We start from the raw sequence: 21,292 nt of genomic DNA on the forward strand, positions 1-21,292 counted from the left end.
ACGACGAGTCAAGTATCGACCTCTTGTTTTCCGGCGTGCGGTATATAACTACCGCCCTGTCGAGTACGAGTTGTGCCAGGCCTGGTAGTCGCTACCGTAAGCTGCGGTCTGTTCGCTTGGGATTCAATGGGCAGAGGAAAGATCGCAGCCTCGTTGCACTCGGCAGCGCCTACGGGGCGATGTCAGGCGGGATCGTTGCCCAGCACCACATTCAGCGCGCTGCGGGCATCGTCCAGTTGCACCAGCGTGGCATGGCGGGCACCGAGGGCGTCGCGGTTCTCGATGGCGGTGAGGATCGCCTTGTGGCGTGGCATCGCCAGCTCATGCAGGTTGGGCCGCTGGTTGGAATGCTTGAGCGCTTCGGCGATGGCGACCGACAACATGTTGCAGAGGTTGGCGAGCAGGTCGTTGTGGGTGGCGTCGGCGATGCGGCTGTGGAAGTCCAGGTCCGGTTGCAGCACGGCCTCGGGGGTCGGGGCTGCTTCCATGCGCTGGTAGGCCTCGCGGATGGACGCGATGTCGTCCTCGTTGGCGAACTGTGCGGCGAGGGCGGCGGCGGCTGGTTCGATGATGCTGCGCACGCTGGTCAGCAGGTTGAAGAATTCATTCTGCGGGCTGCTCTGCATCAGCCAATGCAGTACATCCGGGTCGAGCATGTGCCACTCCCGCCGGGCCTTGACCACCGTGCCCACCCGCGGGCGCGAATACACCAGGCCCTTGGCAACCAGCACCCGCGTGGCTTCACGCAGCACCGGGCGGCTGACCGCATACTCTTCGCACAACAAGGCTTCGGCGGGCAGTTTGTCGTCCGGTTTGAAGCGCCCGGAGACGATCTGCATGCCCAGTTCCTGGACGATGCGCGCGTGCATGCTTTTGCGGTCGGAGGGTTTACGGTAATCCATGGGATGCGGCGCGATCCTGTGCGAGGGGAGTGCTGCGCATGATAGCAGGCGCGGCGATGGCGGGTCGCTAATGCGATTTTTGATTTAGATACAGACCCATTGTGGGAGCGAGCTTTTGTGGGAGCTGAGCTTGCTCGCGATAGCGGTGTCACAGACAACAGAGATGTTGACTGGAAGGGCCTCATCGCGAGCAAGCTCAGCTCCCACAAAAAGCTCGCTCCTACAGGGGGAGACTTGGGGTCAGTGGGAGTGGCGTGGCACCTCGGCGCCGCGGCAGCCGACCAGGAAGTCGAAGTCACAGCCCTGGTCCGCTTGCAGCACGTGGTCGATGTACAACTGCCGGTAACCGCCCACCAACAGGTTCTGCGGTGGCGGCAGGTCGGCCAGGCGCGCCGCGAGTTCGGCGTCCGGGATGTCCAGGTGCAGGCGGCCGCTGGCGCAATCGAGTTCGATCCAGTCGCCTTCCTTCACCGCCGCCAGAGGTCCGCCGGCGGCGGCTTCCGGTGCCACGTGCAGCACCACCGTGCCGTAGGCGGTGCCGCTCATGCGGGCATCGGAAATCCGCACCATGTCCGTCACGCCCTGGGCCAGCAGCTTGGCGGGCAAGCCCATGTTGCCCACTTCGGCCATGCCCGGATAACCCTTCGGTCCGCAGTTTTTCATCACCAGGATCGAGCTGGCGTCGACGTCCAGTTCCGGGTCGTTGATTCGTGCCTTGTACTCGTCGAAATTCTCGAACACCACCGCGCGACCGCGATGCTGCATCAGTTCGGCGGTGGCGGCGGACGGTTTGAGCACCGCGCCCAGTGGCGCCAGGTTGCCACGCAGCACGCAGATACCGCCGTCGGCGCGGATCGGGTTATCCAGGGTGCGAATGACTTCGTCCTGGCCATAGATCGGCGCGTCCTTGGTGTTCTCGCCGAGGCTCTTGCCGTTGACGGTCAAGGCGTTCGGATGGGGAATCAGGTTGGCTTCGCCGAGGCGACGCAGCACGGCGGGCAGGCCGCCGGCGTAGTAGAACTCTTCCATCAGAAAGCGTCCGGACGGCTGCAGGTCGACGATGGTCGGCATGCCGCGACCGATGCGGGTCCAGTCGTCCAGGTCCAGTTGCACGCCGATGCGGCCGGCAATGGCCTTGAGGTGGATTACCGCGTTGGTCGAACCGCCGATGGCCGCATTGACGCGGATGGCGTTTTCGAAAGCTTCCTTGGTCAGGATCTTCGACAGTTTCAGGTCTTCACGGACCATTTCCACGGCGCGCATGCCGGACATATGGGCCAGCACATAACGCCGTGCATCCACGGCCGGAATCGCCGCGTTGTGCGGCAGGGAAGTACCGAGGGCTTCGGCCATGCAGGCCATGGTCGAGGCGGTGCCCATGGTGTTGCAGGTGCCGGCCGAGCGGGACATGCCGCCCTCGGCCGCAAGGAAATCGTCGATGGTGATGGTGCCGGCCTTGACCTGTTCGCTCAATTGCCAGACCACGGTGCCCGAGCCGATGTCCTGGCCTTTGTGCTTGCCGTTGAGCATCGGCCCGCCGGTAACGACGATGGCCGGTACGTCACAACTGGCGGCGCCCATCAGCAGGGCGGGGGTGGTCTTGTCGCAGCCGGTGAGCAGCACCACGCCGTCAATCGGGTTGCCGCGAATCGCCTCTTCCACGTCCATGCTCGCCAGGTTGCGGGTCAGCATGGCGGTGGGACGCAGGTTCGACTCGCCGTTGGAGAACACCGGGAATTCCACCGGGAAGCCCCCGGCCTCGATCACACCGCGCTTGACGTGTTCGGCGATTTGCCGGAAGTGCGCGTTGCACGGCGTCAGCTCCGACCAGGTGTTGCAGATGCCGATGATCGGCTTGCCATGGAACTGATGGTCGGCGATGCCCTGATTTTTCATCCAGCTGCGGTACATGAAGCCGTTCTTGTCGGCGGTGCCAAACCATTGGGCCGAGCGCAGGGAGGGTTTCTTATCAGACATGATCGATTCTCTTATTGTATGACTATATTGTTCTAGCTGAAGCGTAACATAAGCGCAATTTGTGCGGTTTGGAAGTGTTGTTGGGTAAATAGTATTACTATATAGTCCGATTCAATGGAGGGATTGTCCTGGCGGTCATTTGCGAGAGAAATCCCCCGAGGTTCCATAACAACAACAATCGGAGACCGGTCCCATGAGCCAGGAATTGCGGCTTATACGTCGCATCACGCTGAAACTGATTCCCTTCCTGATCCTGCTGTACCTGATCGCCTATGTGGATCGCTCTGCGGTGGGCTTTGCCAAGCTGCACATGGGTGCCGACCTCGGTATTGGCGACGCCGCCTACGGCCTGGGTGCAGGGCTGTTTTTCATCGGTTATTTCCTGCTGGAGATCCCCAGCAACCTGATGCTGGAGCGCTTCGGTGCCCGGCGCTGGTTCGCGCGGATCATGATCACCTGGGGCGCCATCACCATCGGCATGGCGTTCGTACAAGGCCCGCATAGCTTCTATGTGATGCGCTTTCTGCTGGGCGCGGCCGAAGCCGGGTTCTTCCCGGGCGTGCTGTACTACATCACCCAGTGGTTTCCGGTGCGCCATCGCGGCAAGATCCTGGGCTTGTTCATTCTCTCCCAACCCATCGCGATGATGATCACCGGCCCCGTGTCCGGTGGCTTGTTGGGCATGGACGGCATCCTTGGCCTGCACGGCTGGCAGTGGCTGTTCATCGTCATCGGCCTGCCGGCGGTGCTGTTGACCTGGCCGGTGCTGCGCTACCTGCCGGATGGCCCGCAACAGGTGAAATGGATGGACCAGGCCGAGAAGGACTGGCTGACCGGTGAACTGAAAAAAGACCTGCAGGAATACGGCCAGACCCGCCACGGCAACCCGCTGCATGCCCTCAAGGACAAGCGTGTCTTGCTGCTGGCGCTGTTCTACCTGCCGGTGACCTTGAGCATCTACGGCCTGGGCCTGTGGTTGCCGACGCTGATCAAGCAGTTCGGCGGCAGCGACCTGGTGACCGGCTTCGTGTCGTCGGTGCCTTACATCTTCGGCATCATCGGTTTGCTGATCATTCCCCGCAGCTCCGACCGCTTGAACGACCGCTACGGTCACCTGGCCGTGTTGTACGTGCTGGGCGCCATCGGCCTGTTCCTCAGCGCCTGGTTGTCGGTGCCGGTGTTGCAATTGGCGGCGCTGTGCCTGGTAGCGTTCGCACTGTTTTCCTGCACAGCGGTGTTCTGGACCTTGCCGGGGCGTTTCTTTGCCGGTGCCAGTGCGGCGGCGGGCATTGCGTTGATCAACTCGGTGGGCAACCTGGGCGGCTACATCGGCCCGTTCGTGATCGGTGCGCTGAAGGAGTACACCGGCAACCTGGCCTCGGGGCTGTATTTCCTGTCGTGTGTGATGGTGTTCGGCCTGGTCTTGACCGGCGTGGTCTATCGCCTGCTGGAGCGCAAGCATGTGCTGCCGGCGGACCAGTTTGCCGCCAGCGCCCGCGGGGCGACGCGTACCTGAACTTATTGCAATTGTGGAAGAGAGCTTTTGTGGCGAGGGGATTTATCCCCGCTGGGCTGCGCAGCAGCCCTAAAACAGCGAACTCAATCTTCCTGGCACACCGAGTTGCGGTTTGGGGGCTGCTTCGCAGTCCAGCGGGGATAAATCCCCTCGCCACAAAAGCCTGCTACGCCTATTCAAGTTTTGCTTACAAGGAGAAAGATATGCGTTTAGTTCAGTTCGAATTGAGTAACGGTGAACGTCGCGTCGGTGTGGTCGAGGGCGATCAGGTGCGCGAAGTGCAGGGCGCTCGCACCGTGCGCGACCTGGCGCTGGCGGCTATCGAAGCGGGCGTGAAGCTTGAGCAGCAGGTCAACGGCCTGGGCCTGGGGGCGAGCCATGACTACGCCCGGTTGCTCAGTGACCTGCGCATCCTGCCGCCGCTGGACCACCCGGACCCGGCGCACCTGTTGGTCAGCGGCACCGGCCTGACCCACCTGGGCAGCGCCTCGGCCCGGGACAAGATGCACCAGCAGGCTGGCGACGAAGCGGCCATGACCGACACCATGCGCATCTTCAAGTGGGGTGTGGAGGGCGGCAAGCCCCAGGCCGGGCAGGCTGGTGTGCAACCGGAATGGTTCTACAAGGGCGACGGCAGCATTGTGGTCCGTCCGGGCCATCCGTTCCCGCTGCCGCCCTTTGCCGAAGATGCCGGCGAAGAACCGGAAATCAGCGGCCTGTATGTCATCGGCCACGACGGCAAGCCCTATCGCCTGGGCTTTGCCGTGGGCAACGAGTTTTCCGACCACGTGATGGAGCGCAAGAATTACCTGTACCTGGCCCATTCGAAATTGCGCAGTTGCAGTTTTGGCCCGGAACTTCGCGTGGGTGAACTGCCTCAACATCTGTCCGGGACCAGTCGTATCCTGCGTAACGGCGAAGTGCTGTGGCAGAACGAATTCCTCAGCGGCGAGGCGAACATGTGCCACAGCCTCGAAAACCTGGAATTCCACCATTTCAAGTACAGTCAGTTCCTGCGTCCGGGGGATGTCCACGTTCACTTCTTCGGCACCGCGACCCTGTCGTTCGCCGATGGCATCCGCACGCAGCCGGGGGATGTGTTCGAAATCAGCCAGGCTGAATTCGGCGCGCCGCTGGTCAACGGCATTGCCCCGGTGGACGCGGTGTTCAACCCGGGTACTATCGGCACACTTTAAAGGAGACTTGCGATGAACCAGATCCTTGGCCACAACTACATCGGCGGGGCGCGCAGCGCAGCCGGCCAGACTCGCCTGCAGAGCGTTGACGCCAGCACCGGCGAGGCCTTGCCCCATGACTTTGTCCAGGCCACGGCAGAAGAAGTCGACGCCGCCGCCAAGGCTGCCGCGGCGGCTTATCCCGCCTACCGCAGCCTGAGTGCGGTGCGCCGGGCCGAGTTCCTCGAGGCCATTGCCGATGAGCTGGACGCCTTGGGCGATGCGTTCGTGGCCGTGGTCTGCCGTGAAACCGCGTTGCCGGCGGCACGGATCCAGGGCGAGCGCGGTCGCACCAGCGGCCAGATGCGCCTGTTCGCCAAGGTCCTGCGTCGTGGCGATTTCTACGGTGCGCGCATCGACCGGGCGTTGCCTGAGCGTACGCCGTTGCCACGCACGGACCTGCGTCAATATCGCATTGGCCTCGGTCCGGTGGCGGTGTTCGGCGCCAGTAACTTCCCCCTGGCGTTTTCCACCGCCGGTGGTGACACGGCAGCGGCCCTGGCGGCCGGTTGCCCGGTGGTGTTCAAGGCCCACAGCGGCCACATGGCGACCGCCGAGCACGTGGCCGATGCGATCATCCGCGCGGCTGAAAAGACCGCGATGCCGGCGGGTGTGTTCAACATGATCTACGGCGGTGGCGTTGGCGAATGGCTGGTCAAGCATCCGGCGATCCAGGCCGTGGGTTTCACCGGCTCCCTCAAGGGCGGGCGTGCCCTGTGCGACATGGCGGCCGCACGGCCGCAGCCGATTCCGGTGTTTGCCGAAATGTCGAGCATCAACCCGGTAATCGTGTTGCCGCAGGCACTGGAAACCCGCGCCGAGAGCGTCGCGCGTGACCTGACCGCCTCGGTGGTGCAGGGCTGCGGTCAGTTCTGTACCAACCCGGGCCTGGTGATCGGCATTCGTTCGCCGCAGTTCACTGCCTTCACCCAGCAGGTAGCCGCGCTGATCGGCGACCAGGCGCCCCAGACCATGCTCAACGCCGGCACGCTGCAAAGCTACGGCAAGGGCCTGCAGAAGTTGCTGGCTCACCCGGGCATCGAGCATTTGGCCGGGCGCGCGCAGCAGGGCAACCAGGCCCAGCCGCAGTTGTTCAAGGCTGACGCCAGCCTGCTGATCAACGGTGACGAGGCGCTGCAGGAAGAAGTGTTTGGCCCGACCACGGTGTTTGTCGAAGTCGCGGACCAGGCGCAACTGACCGCCGCGTTGAACGGCCTGCACGGTCAACTGACGGCAACGATGATCGGCGAGCCGGCGGACTTCGAACGGTTCAGCGAACTGACGCCGCTGCTGGAACAGAAGGTCGGCCGCATCCTGCTCAACGGTTATCCGACCGGGGTGGAGGTGTGTGATTCGATGGTGCACGGCGGGCCTTACCCGGCCACGTCCGATGCCCGCGGTACGTCGGTGGGCACCCTGGCGATCGATCGTTTCCTGCGTCCGGTGTGCTTCCAGAACTATCCTGACAGCCTGTTGCCCGAGCCGCTGAAGAATGCCAACCCGCTGGGGATCCTGCGGTTGGTGGATGGCGTGCCGGGGCGCGAGGCGCTCTGAGGGTTGCGGTGAGGCCGTTACATTCAAGTTGAATGTGCCGGCCTCATCGCGAGCAAGCTCGCTCCCACAGGGGGGCTTTGGTGAAGACAAAATTTGTGTTCGCTGAAAATCCAACTGTGGGAGCGAGCTTGCTCGCGATGGCGATCTTCCAGTCGAAAGCGCTTTCGAACCTTATGGCCCAAGGCCCACGCCCACATTGGGTTATCATGACGACTTTCCCAATGACCGACTGATCACCATGACTGCCGTAACCGACACCCTGCTGCACGCCCTCGAATCCTGCGACATGCTGATTATCGACGAGCTGCATGCATTCGATTTTTACCTCGACGAGCAGGACCAATTGCACGTCGAGTGCATGAACGGTCGCACCCTCGAGTACTGGCGTTTCACGCCGGCGCAGATGCAGGCGGCGACCTTCGATAAAGCCACGAACCACTGGATCATCACCAGCGATTCGGGCGATCACCACTTGGAGTGCGTGGAAGCCACCAGCGGCCACGACGATGAGGACGACGAAAAAGATGAAAATGCGTAGTCTCTGGCCGTTGCTGATGGCCGGCAGCATGGGCGCCATGGGCGTCCAGGCGGACACTGAAGAACGTCATCAACTGCTGGTGGGCTCCTACACCGCCGGGCAGAGCCAGGGTATCTACCGATTGCAGTTCGACAGCCGCACCGGCCAGCTCGATGCCAACCCGTTGCAAGTGATCAAGACTGAAAACCCTTCATGGCTGACCCTTACCAAGGACATGAGCCGGCTGTTCGTGGTCAACGAAAACGGGCCGGGCCAGAAAGATCCAGTGGGTAAGGTCAGCAGCTACGCCATTGACCCGAAGACCCATGAACTGAGCCTGATCAACCAGGTGCAGTCCCTGGGCAACGAGCCGACCCATTCCAGCCTCAGCGGTGATGGCCGGCATTTGCTGGTCAGCAACTATTCGGTGGTGGAAGACCCGGGCGGCACCCTGGCGGTATTGCCGGTGGGCGCTGACGGCAAGCTGTCGCCCGTGGTGCAGTTGAGCAGCCATCAGCCGAGCAAGGTCAACCCCGAGCGGCAGATGTCGGCCCACGTGCACGCCGCAGTGTCCTCGCCCGATGGCAAATACGTGTTCGCCAACGACCTGGGGGCGGACAAGGTGTTCATCTACCGCTACGACCCCAAGGCCAATCCCGAGTTGCCGTTGACCGCTGCCGATCCAGCCTTCGTGCAGTTGCCACCCGGCAGCGGCCCGCGTCACCTGCTGTTCAGCGCTGACGGTAAGCACGCCTGGCTGACCATGGAAATGAGCGCGCAAGTGGCGGTGTTCGACTATCAGGACGGTCGCTTGACCCAGCGTCAACTGGTCGACCTGGCCGCCGGCAAGCCGCAACCGGGCAGGGCGGCGGCTGCGCTGCATGTTTCCAGGGATGGCAAGTTCCTCTACGTCAGCAACCGTGGCACCACCAACGAAGTGCTGGTGTTCGCCGTCGACCCGGCTGCCGGCACGCTCAAAGAGCTGCAGCGGCGCTCGGTCGAAGGCGATCATCCACGGGAATTCAGCCTCGACCCGAGCGGGAAATTCCTGCTGATTGCCAACCAGAAGAGCAACCAGATCGTGGTACTAGAGCGCGATCCGAAGACCGGCCTGCTGGGTAAAACCGTGCAGAAAATGCCGATGGATGCGCCCAGCGATTTGAAGTTCATGGTCCGTCAATAGACCGCAGGCCCCGTTTTTCGGGGCCTGCGCCGTTGTATCAACGAGACTGATATTCGCAAGTGATGCAAAGCATTTCAACGCAGGACGCCTCGGCGCGTAAGTTTGCTTCACGGCCCCACCGGGCAAGTCAGCCAACTGAATCCGAGGTCTACCGCCATGAACCTGAATCTCTTCTCCGTGATCGCCGCTTCCGCCATCTCCGCCACCGTGGCATTGCCAGCCAGTGCCAGCATCGAGATCAGCGACAAGAAAAACCGCACCCAGAGCTACACCGAAAAATACCTGCAACAAAGCGCCAACTTCTATGCAGCGTTGGACCACAAGACCCAACACTGAACGATCGCGCAACGACTGAAGCCTGCGATCTTTTCATCTTCACTGAACATCAGGTGAAAGAGAAAAGATCGCAGGCTTCGCCGTTTCCAGAGAAATCCTGCTGTAATATCACTTGGCCATGTGTTTAAATTTGACGCTGACAAATTGACTCCTTTACCGATAAGGATCGACACCATGGCGATGCGTCTGGCAGTGATGCTGCTGTTCCTCTATTCCACCCCGATTGTCTCCGCCGCCCAGCCGGATTCCGGCGAGCTGGAAGTGGCGCGTGAGCGATTGTTGAGCTTGCTGAGTGACTGATCGGATCAGGCAACAATGGGGTTGCATGATTGCCTTTGTGGCGAGGGAGCTTGCTCCCGCTCGATTGCGCAGCAATCGCAAAAAGGGGGCCGCTGCTCGGCCCAGCGGGAGCAAGCTCCCTCGCCACAAAAGCTTCTTTAGCTATAAAAGGGCGCTCGCCGGGCAAATGGTTACTTGGCCATGATCGCCACGAACAGTTCGCAATCCAGCAACCTTTGCAACCAGTCCTGTAGCCGAGGGTAGGGCGCCTGGGCAAACCACTCACGGTCGACGTGGGCGAACTGCCGTATGAAGGGCATCACTGCCACGTCGGCCAGGCTCGGGTGATTCGCCGCCAGGAACGGCCGGGTTGCAAGCAGTGCCTCCAGCCTGCGCAGAAAGCTTTCACCCTCGCTACGGTAATGTTCCTTCGGGCATTCGGGATGGCGTTCGGGGTATTTGTAGCGATTCAAGTGCAGCTTGAACACCTGGTCGTTTTCTTCGATCAGCGCTGCCGTCAACGCCTGGCCTTCGGCATCGTCCCGTAGCCTCCAGTCTTGCGGATCGTGCTGGGCCAAGGCCCAGCGCATGATCTCCAGGCTTTCATCGATCACCCGGCCATCGACCTGCAGCACCGGCACCGTGCCTTTGCTGGAGAGTGCGAGCATCTCGGCTGGCTTGGCCTTCAGGCTGACTTCGACAATCGCCACCTCGACCGCGCTGTAGCGCAGGGCCATGCGCGCCCGCATCGCATAGGGGCAGCGACGGAAGGAATAGAGCGTGGCGTGGCTCATTTCACCTCCACTGTGCTCAAGCCGTTGCCCTGGCGACGCACCTGGATCTGTACCGGAATCCGCTCGTGCATTTCCTGTACGTGGGAAATCACCGCGACCTTGCGGCCCTGGGCCTGCAGTCCGTCGAGGGCGTCCATCGCCAGTTGCAGCGACTCGGGGTCGAGGCTGCCGAAGCCTTCGTCGATGAACAGCGATTCGATCTTCAGTGTGCTGGACGCCATCGAGGCCAGGCCCAATGCCAGGGCGAGGGAGACCAGGAAGGTTTCGCCGCCGGACAACGAATGCACCGAGCGCAGTTCATCGCCCATTTCCGTGTCCATCACCAGCAGTCCGAGCATGCTGCCGCCACGCTTGAGCCGGTAGCGGCGCACCAGTTGCCGCAGTTGGGCATTGGCGTGGTGCACCAGCAAGTCGAGGTTGTAGGCCTGGGCCAGCTTGCGGAAGCGGTCGCCGGTGGCCGAACCGATCAGGGCATCGAGGCGTGCCCAGCGCTGGTATTCGGTGTAGGCCTGTTCGATCTGCTGGGCCAGGGCCTGGTTGGCGTTCTGCCGGCGCTGGTCCTCGGCCTGTTCGGCGCGCAGTTCGGCGCAGCGCTGTTCGCTGGCGGCAAATTGGGTTTGCAGCTCGGTGAGGGCTTCGGCAAGTTGTTCGGGCGCCAGGTTGCCGTTGTGCTGGGCCTGGTGGTTTTGCAGGCGCTGCTCGCGTTCGGTGAGCAGGACGCGGGCTTGCTCGATGGCTTTTTCGCTGTTGAGCAAGCGCTGGCGCAACTGGCTGACGTGATGGTCGTCCAGGCCGAGCAGGGCCTCGAGGGCGGCATCGTCCAGTTCCGGGTGGGTGGTGCGCCATTGCGCGATACCGGCGGCCAGTGCCTGGCGTTCGTGGTCCAGGGATTGCGCCTGTTCCTGCCGAGCCTTGAGTTCGGCGGCCAGTTGCACCAGGTCGTTGCGCAATTGCTGCAACTGCTGATTGGCCGTCGCCTCGGCATCCCGCGTCTGTTCCAGGCGCTGGTCGAGTTGTTGCTGCCACTGTTCGGCGCTGGTGTGCTCGCCGAGCAGTTGCGTGAGTTTCTCCTGACAGGCTTGTTGTTGCTCGCTCAGGGCGCTGAATTGCAGGCGGGCCGCTTCCAGTTGCTGGAGGCGGGTCTGCTGGCGGTCCTGCTCTTTCTCCACGGTCTGCTGGCGCTGGAGCTGTTCGCCCAGTTCGTCGCGTTGCTGTTCCAGTTGCTCCAGGCGCTGGGCGATCTGCCGGTCCAGTTGCAGGAAGGTTGCGGCGGGCTCGCTGCGCAAGGCCTGCAGGGTGTCAGCGGGTAGCAGGGTGCTGAAGTGGCTCAGCTCCTCGTCCAGGCGCTGGCGATCGCGGGCCAGCTCCTGCTGCTGGTTGCCCAGGTGCTGTGACGCCTGTTGGCTGGCTGCCTCGGCTTCACGCAGCCGCTGCGCCATGCGCGCGGCGTCCTGCTGCAAGGTCAGCAGGGCGGTTTGCCGCTGTTCGTCCTGGCTGATGCGCAGGTTCAGTTGGCTGTTCTGCTGGGTCAGCCAGGCGTCGCGCTTGTTCGCCTCCTGGGCCAGCAGTTGCGCCGACAACGGGTGGGCTTCAAGGCTGGGCGCCAGGCTCTGTTGCTGGCTGGCGAGCTGTTCCTGCTGCTGTTTGAGTTCCTTGAGCTGGGCGATGACCCCGCTGTATTGCGCCCGCAGGTCGATGACTTTTTCATTGAGCAGGTCGACGGCTTTGCGAGCGTTAGCCTCTTCGGTTTCATCAAAGCGCCCGAGGTTTTCCAGCAGGGCTTCGGGCTGATGATAAGGATGCTCGACACTGCCACACACGGGGCAGGGCTGTTCATCCTGCAACTGTGCGCGCAGTTGCTCGACGCTTTCGCTGCGGGCCAGGCGCTGGCGCTCCAGCAGCTCGCGGGTGACGGTCAGGGTCTGTTCGGCAATGGTCAGTTCGGCCTTGGCTTCGCCGCCTTCACGCACCAGCCGGTCACGTTCCTGCAACGCTCGTTGCTGGCGTTGTTCAAGCTCGGCGCCACGTTTGTCCAGCTCTTGCTGGCTGGCCCACAGCCGGGTCAGGTCTTCGAAGGCACGCAATTGCTTGCGGTTGTCTTGCAGCAGGGTGCCGAGTAACTGGATCTGTTCGGCCACTGCCTCCGGCTCGGCGCCGGCTTCCTTGTAGAGCACTTCAAGGTCTTGCCGACGGCTGGCCAATTCCTCGGCGGCGCGGGTGGCGCCTTGTTCCAGTGTGGCGAGTTCGGCCTGGCCCTGGTTCAGGCGATTGCCGATCAGCATCAGTTGTTGGAGGCGATCGCGATAGGCGTTCCAGGCATCGCTCAGCGGGGCCAGGTGTGTGCTTTGTTCCAACGCGCCGGCGATGCGCTGCAAGCGCTCGGCCACCTGCCGTTGCTGTTCGAGCAAGGTGTCGATGGTGCGCTGGCCTTCGGTGCAGGCCTGTTGCGCCTGTTCCTGGCGCTCGGCGCCCTGGCTGGCGTCCCTGGCGAGACGGGCCAGGGTACTTTGCTCTTCAAAGGCCTGGCGCAGCAACGGCGCGCTGTCGCTGCTGTGTTGCCGGGCCGCAGCCAGCGCCAGTTGCGCGGCGCCCAGGCTTTTTTCCAGTTCGGCCTGCTGGTCATGGAGATTGAGCTGCTGCTGGGTAAGCTGCTGGATCTGCAAGGCCAAGGGGTCGAGCTGTTGGCTCAGTTCGGCCTGGCGGATGAACTGATGGCGTTGGGGTGCCAGTTGTTCCAGGCGGACCAGTTTCAGGCGTTCGTCGGCCAGGGCGTTCCAATCGGCCTGGGCCTGTTGCAGCTGTTCGGCGGCGCTGGCGTGTTCATCTTGCAATAGGCCCAGGTCGCGCAGCCAGGTGTGCTGCTGCTCCAGTTGCTTGAGTTGCGCCTGTTGGGCCTTGAGTAGTTGCTGGGCGTCGTTGAAGCGCTGGTCCAGCTCGGCCCGGGCCTCGGGGGCCAACGGCGTGACACCGGTGGCCTGGTCTTGCAGTTGGCGGTGGCTGTCCTTGGCTTGCTTGGCCTTGTCGAAGGCGCGGCGACCGAGGCGGGTATACAGGGCGGTGTCGGTGAGTTTCTCAAGGAGTTCGCTGCGATCATTGTCATCGGCCTTGAGGAACGCGCTGAACTCGCTCTGGGCCAGCAGCACGGCACGGGTGAACTGTTCGAAGTTAAGGCCCAGGGCCGCTTCGAGCTGGGTCTTGTATTCGCCTTTCTGGCTTGCCAGCAGTTGATCGTTGTCCAGGTCTCGCAGGCTCTGGCGGCTGGCTTGCAACTTGCCGCCGGCCTTTTCCCGGGCGCGATTGGCTTCCCAGCGGGCCCGATAGCGGCGCCCGTCGATGCCGCGAAAATCCACTTCGGCAAAGCCATCGCCGGTGCCACGGCGCAACAGCGTGCGTGGGTCGCCCGTGGCAATGTCGCCATCGACGTCTGGCACCTTGGCGTCGCGGCCGGTGTTGTTGAGACGCGGCACGGCGCCGAACAGCGCCAGGCACAAGGCGTCGAGCAACGTGCTCTTGCCGGCGCCCGTGGGGCCGGTAATGGCGAACAGGCCGGCGCTGGCCAAGGGTTCGGTGGTGAAATCGATTTCAAAAGGCCCGGCCAGGGACGCCAGGTTCTTGAGGCGGATCGCGAGGATCTTCATGGCTGCTCGCTCTCCATCTGCACGTCTTGCAACAGCACGGCAAAGTCCTTGAGGGTCTGTTCGTCCACTTCGTTGCCGTAGGTGTCCTGCCAGGCGCGGCTGAACAACTCCTGCGGGCTGAGTTGATCCAGCTCCACCAGCGCGCTGCTGTCATCGGCACTGCCGGCGCCGCCATTGCCGGCGTACTCGGCGCCGATCCGCACCAGGCGTACGGCCTTGCCTTGCAGTGCGGTTTCCACCTGGTGACGCAGGTCCGGCTGCGGTTCGTCGAGGCGCACGCGCACTTCCAGCCAGGGTTGGCGCTGGACATCGGCCAACAGGTCGATGTCGGGCAGTTCCTTGAGTTGCACCAGGAGATCGGCCAGCGGCACCGGGCCCAGGCGTTGCAGGTTGACGGCCCGTGGGATCAGGCGCGGCTCGACCTTGACCAGGGTTTCGCCGTCCAGGGTGATGTCGAGGATCTGATGCTGATAGCCGATCTCCGAAAATGACAGCGGGATCGGCGAACCGCTGTAGCGGATACGCTCTTCACCGTTGACCTTCTGCGGCTTGTGCAAGTGGCCGAGGGCGACGTAGCTGATGCTCGGGCCGAACAGGTTGGCGGGCAGGGCCTCGGCGTTGCCGATGATCAGGCTGCGCTCGGAGTCCTCGGACACCGAACCGCCGGCCATGTGCGCATGACTGATGGCGATCAGCGCCTGGCCTTTCTTGCGCTTGCTGTTGGCCGCGGCGATCAGCCACTCATGCACCTGGCCGATGCCTCGCAGGTAGTCGTCACCCAGTTGCGCACCGGTGACTTCGGCGGGGCGCAGGAACGGCAGCGCCAGGCACCACGCCTTGACCTTGCCCTTGGCATCGGGCAACGGCAGCAGCAGGCGCTCGACATCCAGTTGGCCGTCGTCCAGCCACAGCACCCGGCCCAGGGCATGGGTGCGCAAGCGCCGCATCAGTGGCGCAGGCAGCTCGATCCGCGAACCGGAGTCGTGGTTGCCGGCGATCATCACGATGGTCAGGTTGGCGTTTTGTTCATGGGCGCTGACGATGAAATCGTACAGCCGTTCCTGGGCTTTGACCGGCGGGTTGACGGTGTCGAAGATGTCGCCGGCGATCAGCAGCACGTCGGGTTTTTCTTGGGTCAGCTGACGCAGCAGCCAGTCGAGGAAACAGGCGTGTTCGAAATCGCGTTCCTGGCCGTGCAGGTTTTGCCCCAGGTGCCAGTCGGAGGTGTGAAACAGACGCAAGGTGAACTCCAGAAAACAGATGATGGCCGCGGTGAAGAGAAGGGCGGCTAAAAGAAGCAGAGTTTACTGGGAAACCGGGGCTAGGACTTGTTCAACTTCGCTGGATCCATGAACACCGATCCTGTGGCAAGGAGATTTATGTGGGAGCAAGGCTTGCCCGCGATGAAGGCGACTCGATTTCTGAGGGACCGTGCTCCCACATAAATCCCCTCGCCACAAAGGTTACGAAAAAAAGCGGGTTTATTTGGGGTACAGCGGCGGCAACCCCGAATCACCCGCCGAGTCCACCCCCCCTTCGGTGGGCGGGATGGTACGGATGGCCCGCCACAGGTCTTCGCCTTGCCAGTGCTGGCCGGTCTCGCTGTAGAGCGCGCCGTTGAGGCCGTCCAGGGCGTCGGACAGCGGCACGAAGCGCGCCGCCATGTCGGCCAGGGTTTCCGGCTGCTGGCGGGCCCAGGCGTCGAGGGCCTGGCGGGTGGCGTGGGAGTCGTTGGCCAGGCAGGCGCGCTTGAGGTCGTCCAGTAGGGTGCGCGGGCTGGGCCCGGCCTGGGTCGCGCGCAGGACGGCGGGCTGCGAGCGGGCCCGCCACCACAAGCCGAAGCCGAGCAGCGTGGTGCAGGCCAGGATCAGGCTGCTCAATTGCCAATACCACAGGGTGTCGCTGTCGACCGTCGTGACGATCTGCGTCGTACTGGCCGGCGTGTCTACCATCAGGCTCGGATTGTTCGCCACCTGCAGGGTCCGCGCCGGAAGGCTGGTGCGGTCCAGGTGATCTTCCAGGGTGTTCCACCAGACCACTTCCACCGGTGGCAGCTCGATGGTCCCGCTGCGGTTTGGCACCAGCGCCTCGCGGTCTTCGCGGCTGCCCACCAGCCCGCGCTCACTGCTGCGGCTGCTGAGGACCGGTTGGTCCGGGTAGCGCCGCAGGCCATTGATCTCGGTGGCCGGCAGCGGTGGCAACTGGGCGCTGGCCAGGCCTTCGGCTTCCAGGGTCAGGCTGCGGGTCAGGGAATCGCCGACCTGGCTGTGGGTCGGTTCCGGGCTCCAGCTTTCGCTCAAGGACAGGCTGCGTGCGGGCAGCCAGGGTACGTCGGCCGGGTAGCTGGCAGGCTTGGGTTTGACGCTCAGCAGCAGTTGCTCGGAGCTGACCCGCATCAATTGGCCGGGTTTGGGGCCCGAAGGGGCGGCGTCCTGGGCCACCGGTTCGACCAGGGTGGCGCTGAATGCCTGGGCTGGAATCGTCAGCTCGCCACTGCGCTGTGGGTAGATGCCATACCGCAGTTCGATTACCCCATGGCGCACATCGTTGATGACTTTTTCATAGGTACGCGATTCGCCCAGCTGTTCGGTTCGGGCATCGGGGATGTGCAGCGGCGTCAGGCTGCTGTCGTCGTACAGCGACACCGAATGGTAGATACGCAGGGTCAGGATCGCCTGGGCCTGCACGTATACGTCGCGCTGGTCGAGGCTGGCCTCGATGAACACCGGCGCCAGGGTCCCCGAGGCGTTGCGGGTTTCGCTTTCGATCACTTGCAGGGTGATCGGCTGGCTGGTCACTTCGCCCAGTTGCAGCGACGGAATGACCACGGTGCCGCTTCGGCGTGGCAGCAGGGTCACGATCCAGCGGGTGGTGGCGCGGTTCTCACCGTCGAGGGTCGTCAACTGGTTGACCTGGCGGGTGCCACGCACATCGAACAAGGCCTGGAGCGGGCCGAGGTCAGGTTTGCCGAACAAGGTGGCGTCGTTGGATTCCAGGGTCAGTTCCACCGTTTCTCCAGAGTTCAGGCGGCTGCGATCCACACTGGCAGTCAGCTGTACAGCCTGGGTCCCAGAGGCCCAGAGCAGCAAGACGAGGAGGTAGGCGGTGAAGCGGGTCATTGGGTTTTTCCCTGGGCCTGATGGCTTTGCTGTTCATACCAGAATTTACGCCTGAGCAACTCGCCCGGATTATCCGGGATCTGGCGCAGCCATTGTTCCGTTGCCTGGCGCTGTTCTTCTTCATTGCGCTGGCCGGCGGCGGGACGCAGCGGCGGAGTGGTGGTCTGCTCGTCCGGCAGCTCGCTGCCCGGCACATCCTGGGCGGTGGGTGGCTGGGCCGTTCGCGGTGGCTGGGATTGGTCCGGCGTCGCGGTTGCCTCGGCGGATGGCTGGCCCGGTTCGGAAGACTGGCTGGGTGAATCGGCATCCGGTGCTTGTTCAGTAGGGCCCGGTTCCTCGCTTTCGGTGGGCTTGGGCTCCTGCGCCGGTGGTGTCTGTTCGTTCAACAGGCTCTGTACCAAGGCCTTGTTGGTTTGGGCAGGGCGCAGGTCGGGCTGTAACTCCAGGGCTTGTTCGTAGGCATCCAGTGCGGCTTCCAGCTCACCGCTGCGGGCCAGGGCATTGCCACGATTGTAGTGCGCGCGGGCGTCGTTGCCTTCGGCGAAGCGCCGGGCAGCTTCGCTGTATTGGCCGGCTTCGTACAGGGCAACGCCTTGCCACTGGCTGTCCTCGAAATGGGTGGCCGCCTCGGCTGGACGCTTCTGCTTGAGCAAGTGCTGGCCCTGTTGGTCGGCGCGCAACCACAGGTCCTGGAACTCGAAGGCATGGCCGGTTTGCGGCAACACGAACAGCAGCGGCAGGCAAAACAGCCAGCCTCGCCGCCCGGCGCAGGCGGCCAGCAGCAACAGCGGCAGGAGCAGCCAATAGCCCTGGTCGGCCCAAGTGTCCAGGCGCAAGGTTTGTCCGTCGCTGCGCAAGTGGCGAGGGCCGGCCAGCAGGCCCAGGCCGCGCAGGTCGCTGTCGTCCAGCCGCGCGGGCCGGTAGCGGCCATCCAACTCATTGGCGAAGGCCTTGAGGCCCGGGCTGTCCAGGCGTGGCACCAGGATCGCGCCCTGGGCATCCTTGAGGTAACTGCCATCTTCCTGGGCAACCGGGGCGCCTTCGCGGGTTCCGATACCCAGCATCAGCCATTGCGTGGCGGATCCGTCGAGGATCTGGCGGATGCCTTGGCGTTCCTGTTCATTCAACGACGAACCGATCAGCAGGATCCGACCGTGGCCGAGTTCGCCTTGATCCAGCAGGGCCATGGCCTTGTGGACGGCCAGGTCGGCGCGATGGCCGCCTTGGGGCATGATCGACGGCGCGAGGGCTTCGAGCAGGTTGGCGCTGGTGGCCAGATCGTCGGACAGCGGCACCAGCGTATGGGCGCTGCCGGCATAGACGACGATCGCAGTCTGGGCATCGCTGCGGTTCTGCAACAGGTCCAGTACCTTGCGCCGGGCTTGTTCCAGGCGCGTGGGCGGAACATCGGTGGCGAGCATTTCCGGGGTCAGTTCCAGCACCACCACCAGCGGGTCGGCGGGTTTCTGGCTGGTCTGTTCGACCCGCGCCCAGCTCGGTCCCAGCAACGCCAGCACGATCAACAGCCAACCCAGGCCCAGGGCAATCCACGGCAACCGGCTTTCCCGCCCGCTGCCGCCGCTGAGCAGCACGGCATGGAAGGCGGGCGGCAAGATCATCTGCCAGCGGCCCACGCGTTTCTGTCGATGCCACAGTTGCCAGAGCAACCAGCCCAGCAACGGCAGCAGCAACACGAACCAGGGGCGCAGCCAGTGTGGCCAGAGGGCGATCATCGACGCCTCCGCAAGCGCAGGCGCTTGAGGCGCTGGCGCCACTCGGTGTGTTGGGCCGGCTGGAACAGCGGCTGGTTGAACAGGCGCTGCAACGGATTGTCCGGCCAGCGGGCACGGGCCACCAGCAACATGCTCAACAGCAGCGCAACGGCCAGGGGCCAGTGATACAGCGCCTGGGCAGGGCGCGCCTGGGTCGGTTGCTGGGTCACCGGTTCGAGCTGGTCGAGGGTGGTCTTGATCGCCAGCAATTGCTCACCATCCTGGGCACGAAAATAACGACCGCCCGTGGCCTGGGCAATGTCCTTGAGGGTCGCCTCGTCCAGGTCCAGGCTCGGGTTGACTCCGAGAAAGCCCGCCGTGCCGCTCTGTTCCGGGTCGGCACCGATGCCGATCGGGTAGATTTTCACACCTTCGTCGGCGGCCAGTCGCGCGGCGGTCAGTGGGTCGATTTCGCCGCCATTGTTGGCGCCGTCGGTGACCAGGATCAACACGCGGCTGTGGGCCGGCCGCTGGCGCAGGCGCTTGAGGGCCAGGCCGATGGCGTCGCCGATGGCAGTATTCTTGCCGGCGATGCCGATGCGTGCCTCATCGAGCCAATGGCGCACGGTGCGGCGGTCGAAGGTCAGTGGTGCCTGCAAGTAGGCCTGGCTGCCGAACAGGATCAGGCCGACCCGGTCACCTTCGCGGCCTTCGAGAAAATCCCCGAGCATATGCTGGACCAGCGCGAGGCGACTGACGTCTTCGTCCTTCCAGTGCATGTCGGGAAAGTCCATGGAGCCCGAGACATCCACCGCCACCAACAGGTCGCGGCCGCTGGCGGCGATGGGCAACGGTTCCCCCAACCACTGCGGTCGGGCAGCGGCGATCAGTAACAGCAGCCAGAGCAGGATGAAGGGCGACTGTTGCCGCCAGGTTGGCAGATTGGCCCGGGCTCGCCGGCCCACCAGGCCTTCCAGGTCCCCGAGGAAACTGACCTTGAGCGCCGGCTCGCCGCTGTCGGCCGCCGGCAGCACCAGGCGCATCAGCCAGGGCAGCGGCAACAGGGCAAAAACCCACGGCCAGGCGAACTCAAACATGTTTGCGAATCCAGATTTCGACCGCCTGGGTCAGGCCGGCGATGGCTTTGTCATCGAGCTTGCATTCGGGTTTGTAGGCGCCTTCCACCAATATCATCCAGCGCGTCAGGCCGGCGGCCGGGCAACGGTTATCCAGGAAGGCCAGCCATTTGCGCCCGTTGAGGGTGTGACTCTGGCTGTAAGGATAGTGGTTGCGGCACAGGCGCTTGAGCAGCCCGTTGAGCTGTTGCAGCCAGGCACCGGCCGGTGCACCGTCGTAGGGCTTGGGCAGCCGGGCGAGTTCGGCCAGGGCGGCCAGGCGCACCGGGTCCAGGGGTTGTTCGCTGCGGGCGGTGGTGCGCTGGATGGGAATGAACCGGCGCAATTGCCACAGCCCCAGGCCCAGCAAGGGGATCAAGACCAGCAGCAACCACCAGCCCGGTGCGGGCGGCCAGAAGCCGATGGGAGGCGGGGCCATCAGTGGCTGTAATTGATCGAGGCTGCTCATCGGCTTTTTCCGGCGCGCTTGGGGTTCAGGTATTCGCGCAGTTGCTCGACCATATCGCCCTGGGTGCTCAGGGGCATCATCAGGATCCGCAGTTTCTGCGCCAGCAATTCCCAGCGCTCCTGGCGCGCCTCGGCCTGGGCGCGATAGGCCTGGCGCAGTTCGAAATTCAGGGTGTCGAGTTCCAGTTGGGCGCCACGCTGGGCGAAGCGCAGCAAGCCAGCGGCGGGCAAGGCGTGATCCAACGGGTCGGACAGCGGCAGCAGCAACAGGTCGCAATGGCGCGACAGCAGGCTCAGTTGCTGCTCGGCGCTGTCGGACAACGCACGCTCGTCGCAAATCACGATCACCAGGCTGCCGGGTCTTAGCACTTCCCGGGCCCGACGCAGGGCGATGCCAAACGAGTCGCGGTCCGGCTCGGCCTCGGTGTGCAGCGATTGGTTGACCCGCACCAGCCGGTTGAGCAATTGCAGCAGGCTCTGTTTGCTGCGTCGCGGCTTGACCTCGTAGTGGGTGTTGTTGCCGAACACCAGGCCGCCGACCCGGTCGTTGTGCCCCAGTGCGGCCCAGCCGATCAGGCTGGCGGCCTGGGCGGCGAGCACTGACTTGAACACCAGCCCCGAGCCGAAGAACAGCCGGTGGCTTTGCTCGATCATGATGAAGATCGGTCGCTCGCGTTCTTCGTGGAACAGTTTGGTGTGGGGCTCCTGGGTCCGGGCGGTAACGCGCCAGTCGATGGTGCGTACGTCGTCGCCGGCCTGGTAGACCCGCACCTGGTCGAAATCCACCCCGCGTCCGCGCAACTTGGAGTGATGCAGGCCGATCAGCGGACTGCGCTGTCCCGGTGTCGAGAACAACTGCACCTCGCGCACGCGATGGCGCATCTCGATCAGCTCCGAAAGGCTGACGCGGATGCCCGGTGCGGGCGCCAGAGGGTTATTCATGGTGC

Annotated in this window: 17 protein-coding genes; 7 read left to right on the forward strand and 10 right to left on the reverse strand. The window is 63.8% G+C overall.

Translation table 11 applies throughout. The features are described 5' to 3' along the window. Window positions 1-182: 182 nt before the first annotated feature. The gene (locus Q7F16_RS00480) at window positions 183-902 is read right to left on the reverse strand and encodes a FadR/GntR family transcriptional regulator (protein WP_003202686.1); all 720 of its coding nucleotides are present in this window, start codon (window positions 900-902) and stop codon (window positions 183-185) included. 240 nt (window positions 903-1,142) lie between these two features. Next, window positions 1,143-2,879, reverse strand: a complete 1,737-nt coding sequence (locus Q7F16_RS00485) for an IlvD/Edd family dehydratase (RefSeq protein WP_014339057.1) — start codon at window positions 2,877-2,879, stop codon at window positions 1,143-1,145. Window positions 2,880-3,072: 193 nt separating this feature from the next. On the opposite strand from Q7F16_RS00485, the gene Q7F16_RS00490 reads away from it, so the two are divergent. From Q7F16_RS00490 to Q7F16_RS00520, 7 genes are all read left to right on the forward strand, one after another. Next, the gene (locus Q7F16_RS00490) at window positions 3,073-4,395 is read left to right on the forward strand and encodes an MFS transporter (protein WP_046062765.1); all 1,323 of its coding nucleotides are present in this window, start codon (window positions 3,073-3,075) and stop codon (window positions 4,393-4,395) included. 203 nt (window positions 4,396-4,598) lie between these two features. Then, window positions 4,599-5,591: an AraD1 family protein gene (gene araD1, locus Q7F16_RS00495; RefSeq protein WP_079305527.1), complete on the forward strand. Its 993-nt coding sequence runs from the start codon at window positions 4,599-4,601 to the stop codon at window positions 5,589-5,591. Between the two features lie 12 nt (window positions 5,592-5,603). Then, window positions 5,604-7,184: an aldehyde dehydrogenase (NADP(+)) gene (locus Q7F16_RS00500; RefSeq protein WP_409555385.1), complete on the forward strand. Its 1,581-nt coding sequence runs from the start codon at window positions 5,604-5,606 to the stop codon at window positions 7,182-7,184. A gap of 238 nt (window positions 7,185-7,422) precedes the next feature. Then, complete coding sequence (locus tag Q7F16_RS00505) at window positions 7,423-7,722, forward strand: DUF5629 family protein (protein WP_409555386.1); 300 nt, start codon at window positions 7,423-7,425, stop codon at window positions 7,720-7,722. Then, on the forward strand, window positions 7,709-8,884 hold the full coding sequence (locus Q7F16_RS00510) for a lactonase family protein (RefSeq protein ID WP_409555387.1): 1,176 nt from the start codon (window positions 7,709-7,711) through the stop codon (window positions 8,882-8,884). The genes Q7F16_RS00505 and Q7F16_RS00510 overlap by 14 nt, the downstream gene beginning before the upstream one ends. Window positions 8,885-9,040: 156 nt before the next feature. Next, on the forward strand, window positions 9,041-9,220 hold the full coding sequence (locus tag Q7F16_RS00515; RefSeq protein WP_018611529.1) for a hypothetical protein: 180 nt from the start codon (window positions 9,041-9,043) through the stop codon (window positions 9,218-9,220). A 174-nt stretch (window positions 9,221-9,394) separates the two neighbouring features. Further along, window positions 9,395-9,520, forward strand: a complete 126-nt coding sequence (locus tag Q7F16_RS00520; protein WP_003180680.1) for a hypothetical protein — start codon at window positions 9,395-9,397, stop codon at window positions 9,518-9,520. A 170-nt stretch (window positions 9,521-9,690) separates the two neighbouring features. Here Q7F16_RS00520 and Q7F16_RS00525 read toward each other — a convergent pair whose 3' ends face one another. The 8 genes from Q7F16_RS00525 to Q7F16_RS00560 all read right to left on the reverse strand — a co-directional run bounded on the left by Q7F16_RS00525 (window position 9,691) and on the right by Q7F16_RS00560 (window position 21,287). Next, a complete protein-coding gene (locus tag Q7F16_RS00525) occupies window positions 9,691-10,293 on the reverse strand; it encodes a glutathione S-transferase (protein WP_046062762.1) in 603 nt (200 codons plus the stop codon). Continuing rightward, complete coding sequence (locus tag Q7F16_RS00530; RefSeq protein ID WP_409555388.1) at window positions 10,290-13,931, reverse strand: AAA family ATPase; 3,642 nt, start codon at window positions 13,929-13,931, stop codon at window positions 10,290-10,292. The genes Q7F16_RS00525 and Q7F16_RS00530 overlap by 4 nt, the downstream gene beginning before the upstream one ends. Then, the gene (locus Q7F16_RS00535) at window positions 13,928-15,172 is read right to left on the reverse strand and encodes an exonuclease SbcCD subunit D C-terminal domain-containing protein (protein ID WP_409555389.1); all 1,245 of its coding nucleotides are present in this window, start codon (window positions 15,170-15,172) and stop codon (window positions 13,928-13,930) included. Before Q7F16_RS00535 ends, Q7F16_RS00530 begins: the two co-directional genes overlap by 4 nt. Before the next feature lie 240 nt (window positions 15,173-15,412). Beyond that, entirely contained in the window at window positions 15,413-17,050 is a 1,638-nt protein-coding gene (locus Q7F16_RS00540) for a BatD family protein (protein ID WP_079305537.1), read from the reverse strand. Then, a complete protein-coding gene (locus tag Q7F16_RS00545) occupies window positions 17,047-18,783 on the reverse strand; it encodes a tetratricopeptide repeat protein (RefSeq protein WP_046062758.1) in 1,737 nt (578 codons plus the stop codon). Before Q7F16_RS00545 ends, Q7F16_RS00540 begins: the two co-directional genes overlap by 4 nt. Next, the gene (locus tag Q7F16_RS00550) at window positions 18,780-19,859 is read right to left on the reverse strand and encodes a vWA domain-containing protein (RefSeq protein ID WP_046062757.1); all 1,080 of its coding nucleotides are present in this window, start codon (window positions 19,857-19,859) and stop codon (window positions 18,780-18,782) included. Before Q7F16_RS00550 ends, Q7F16_RS00545 begins: the two co-directional genes overlap by 4 nt. Further along, the gene (locus tag Q7F16_RS00555; RefSeq protein ID WP_046062756.1) at window positions 19,852-20,346 is read right to left on the reverse strand and encodes a DUF4381 domain-containing protein; all 495 of its coding nucleotides are present in this window, start codon (window positions 20,344-20,346) and stop codon (window positions 19,852-19,854) included. The genes Q7F16_RS00550 and Q7F16_RS00555 overlap by 8 nt, the downstream gene beginning before the upstream one ends. After that, window positions 20,343-21,287, reverse strand: a complete 945-nt coding sequence (locus Q7F16_RS00560; protein WP_014339082.1) for a DUF58 domain-containing protein — start codon at window positions 21,285-21,287, stop codon at window positions 20,343-20,345. Before Q7F16_RS00560 ends, Q7F16_RS00555 begins: the two co-directional genes overlap by 4 nt. Between the last annotated feature and the right edge of the window lie 5 nt (window positions 21,288-21,292).

The organism is Pseudomonas sp. Lb2C2, from assembly GCF_052112205.1.
In the GTDB taxonomy this organism is placed as follows: domain Bacteria; phylum Pseudomonadota; class Gammaproteobacteria; order Pseudomonadales; family Pseudomonadaceae; genus Aquipseudomonas; species Aquipseudomonas kilonensis.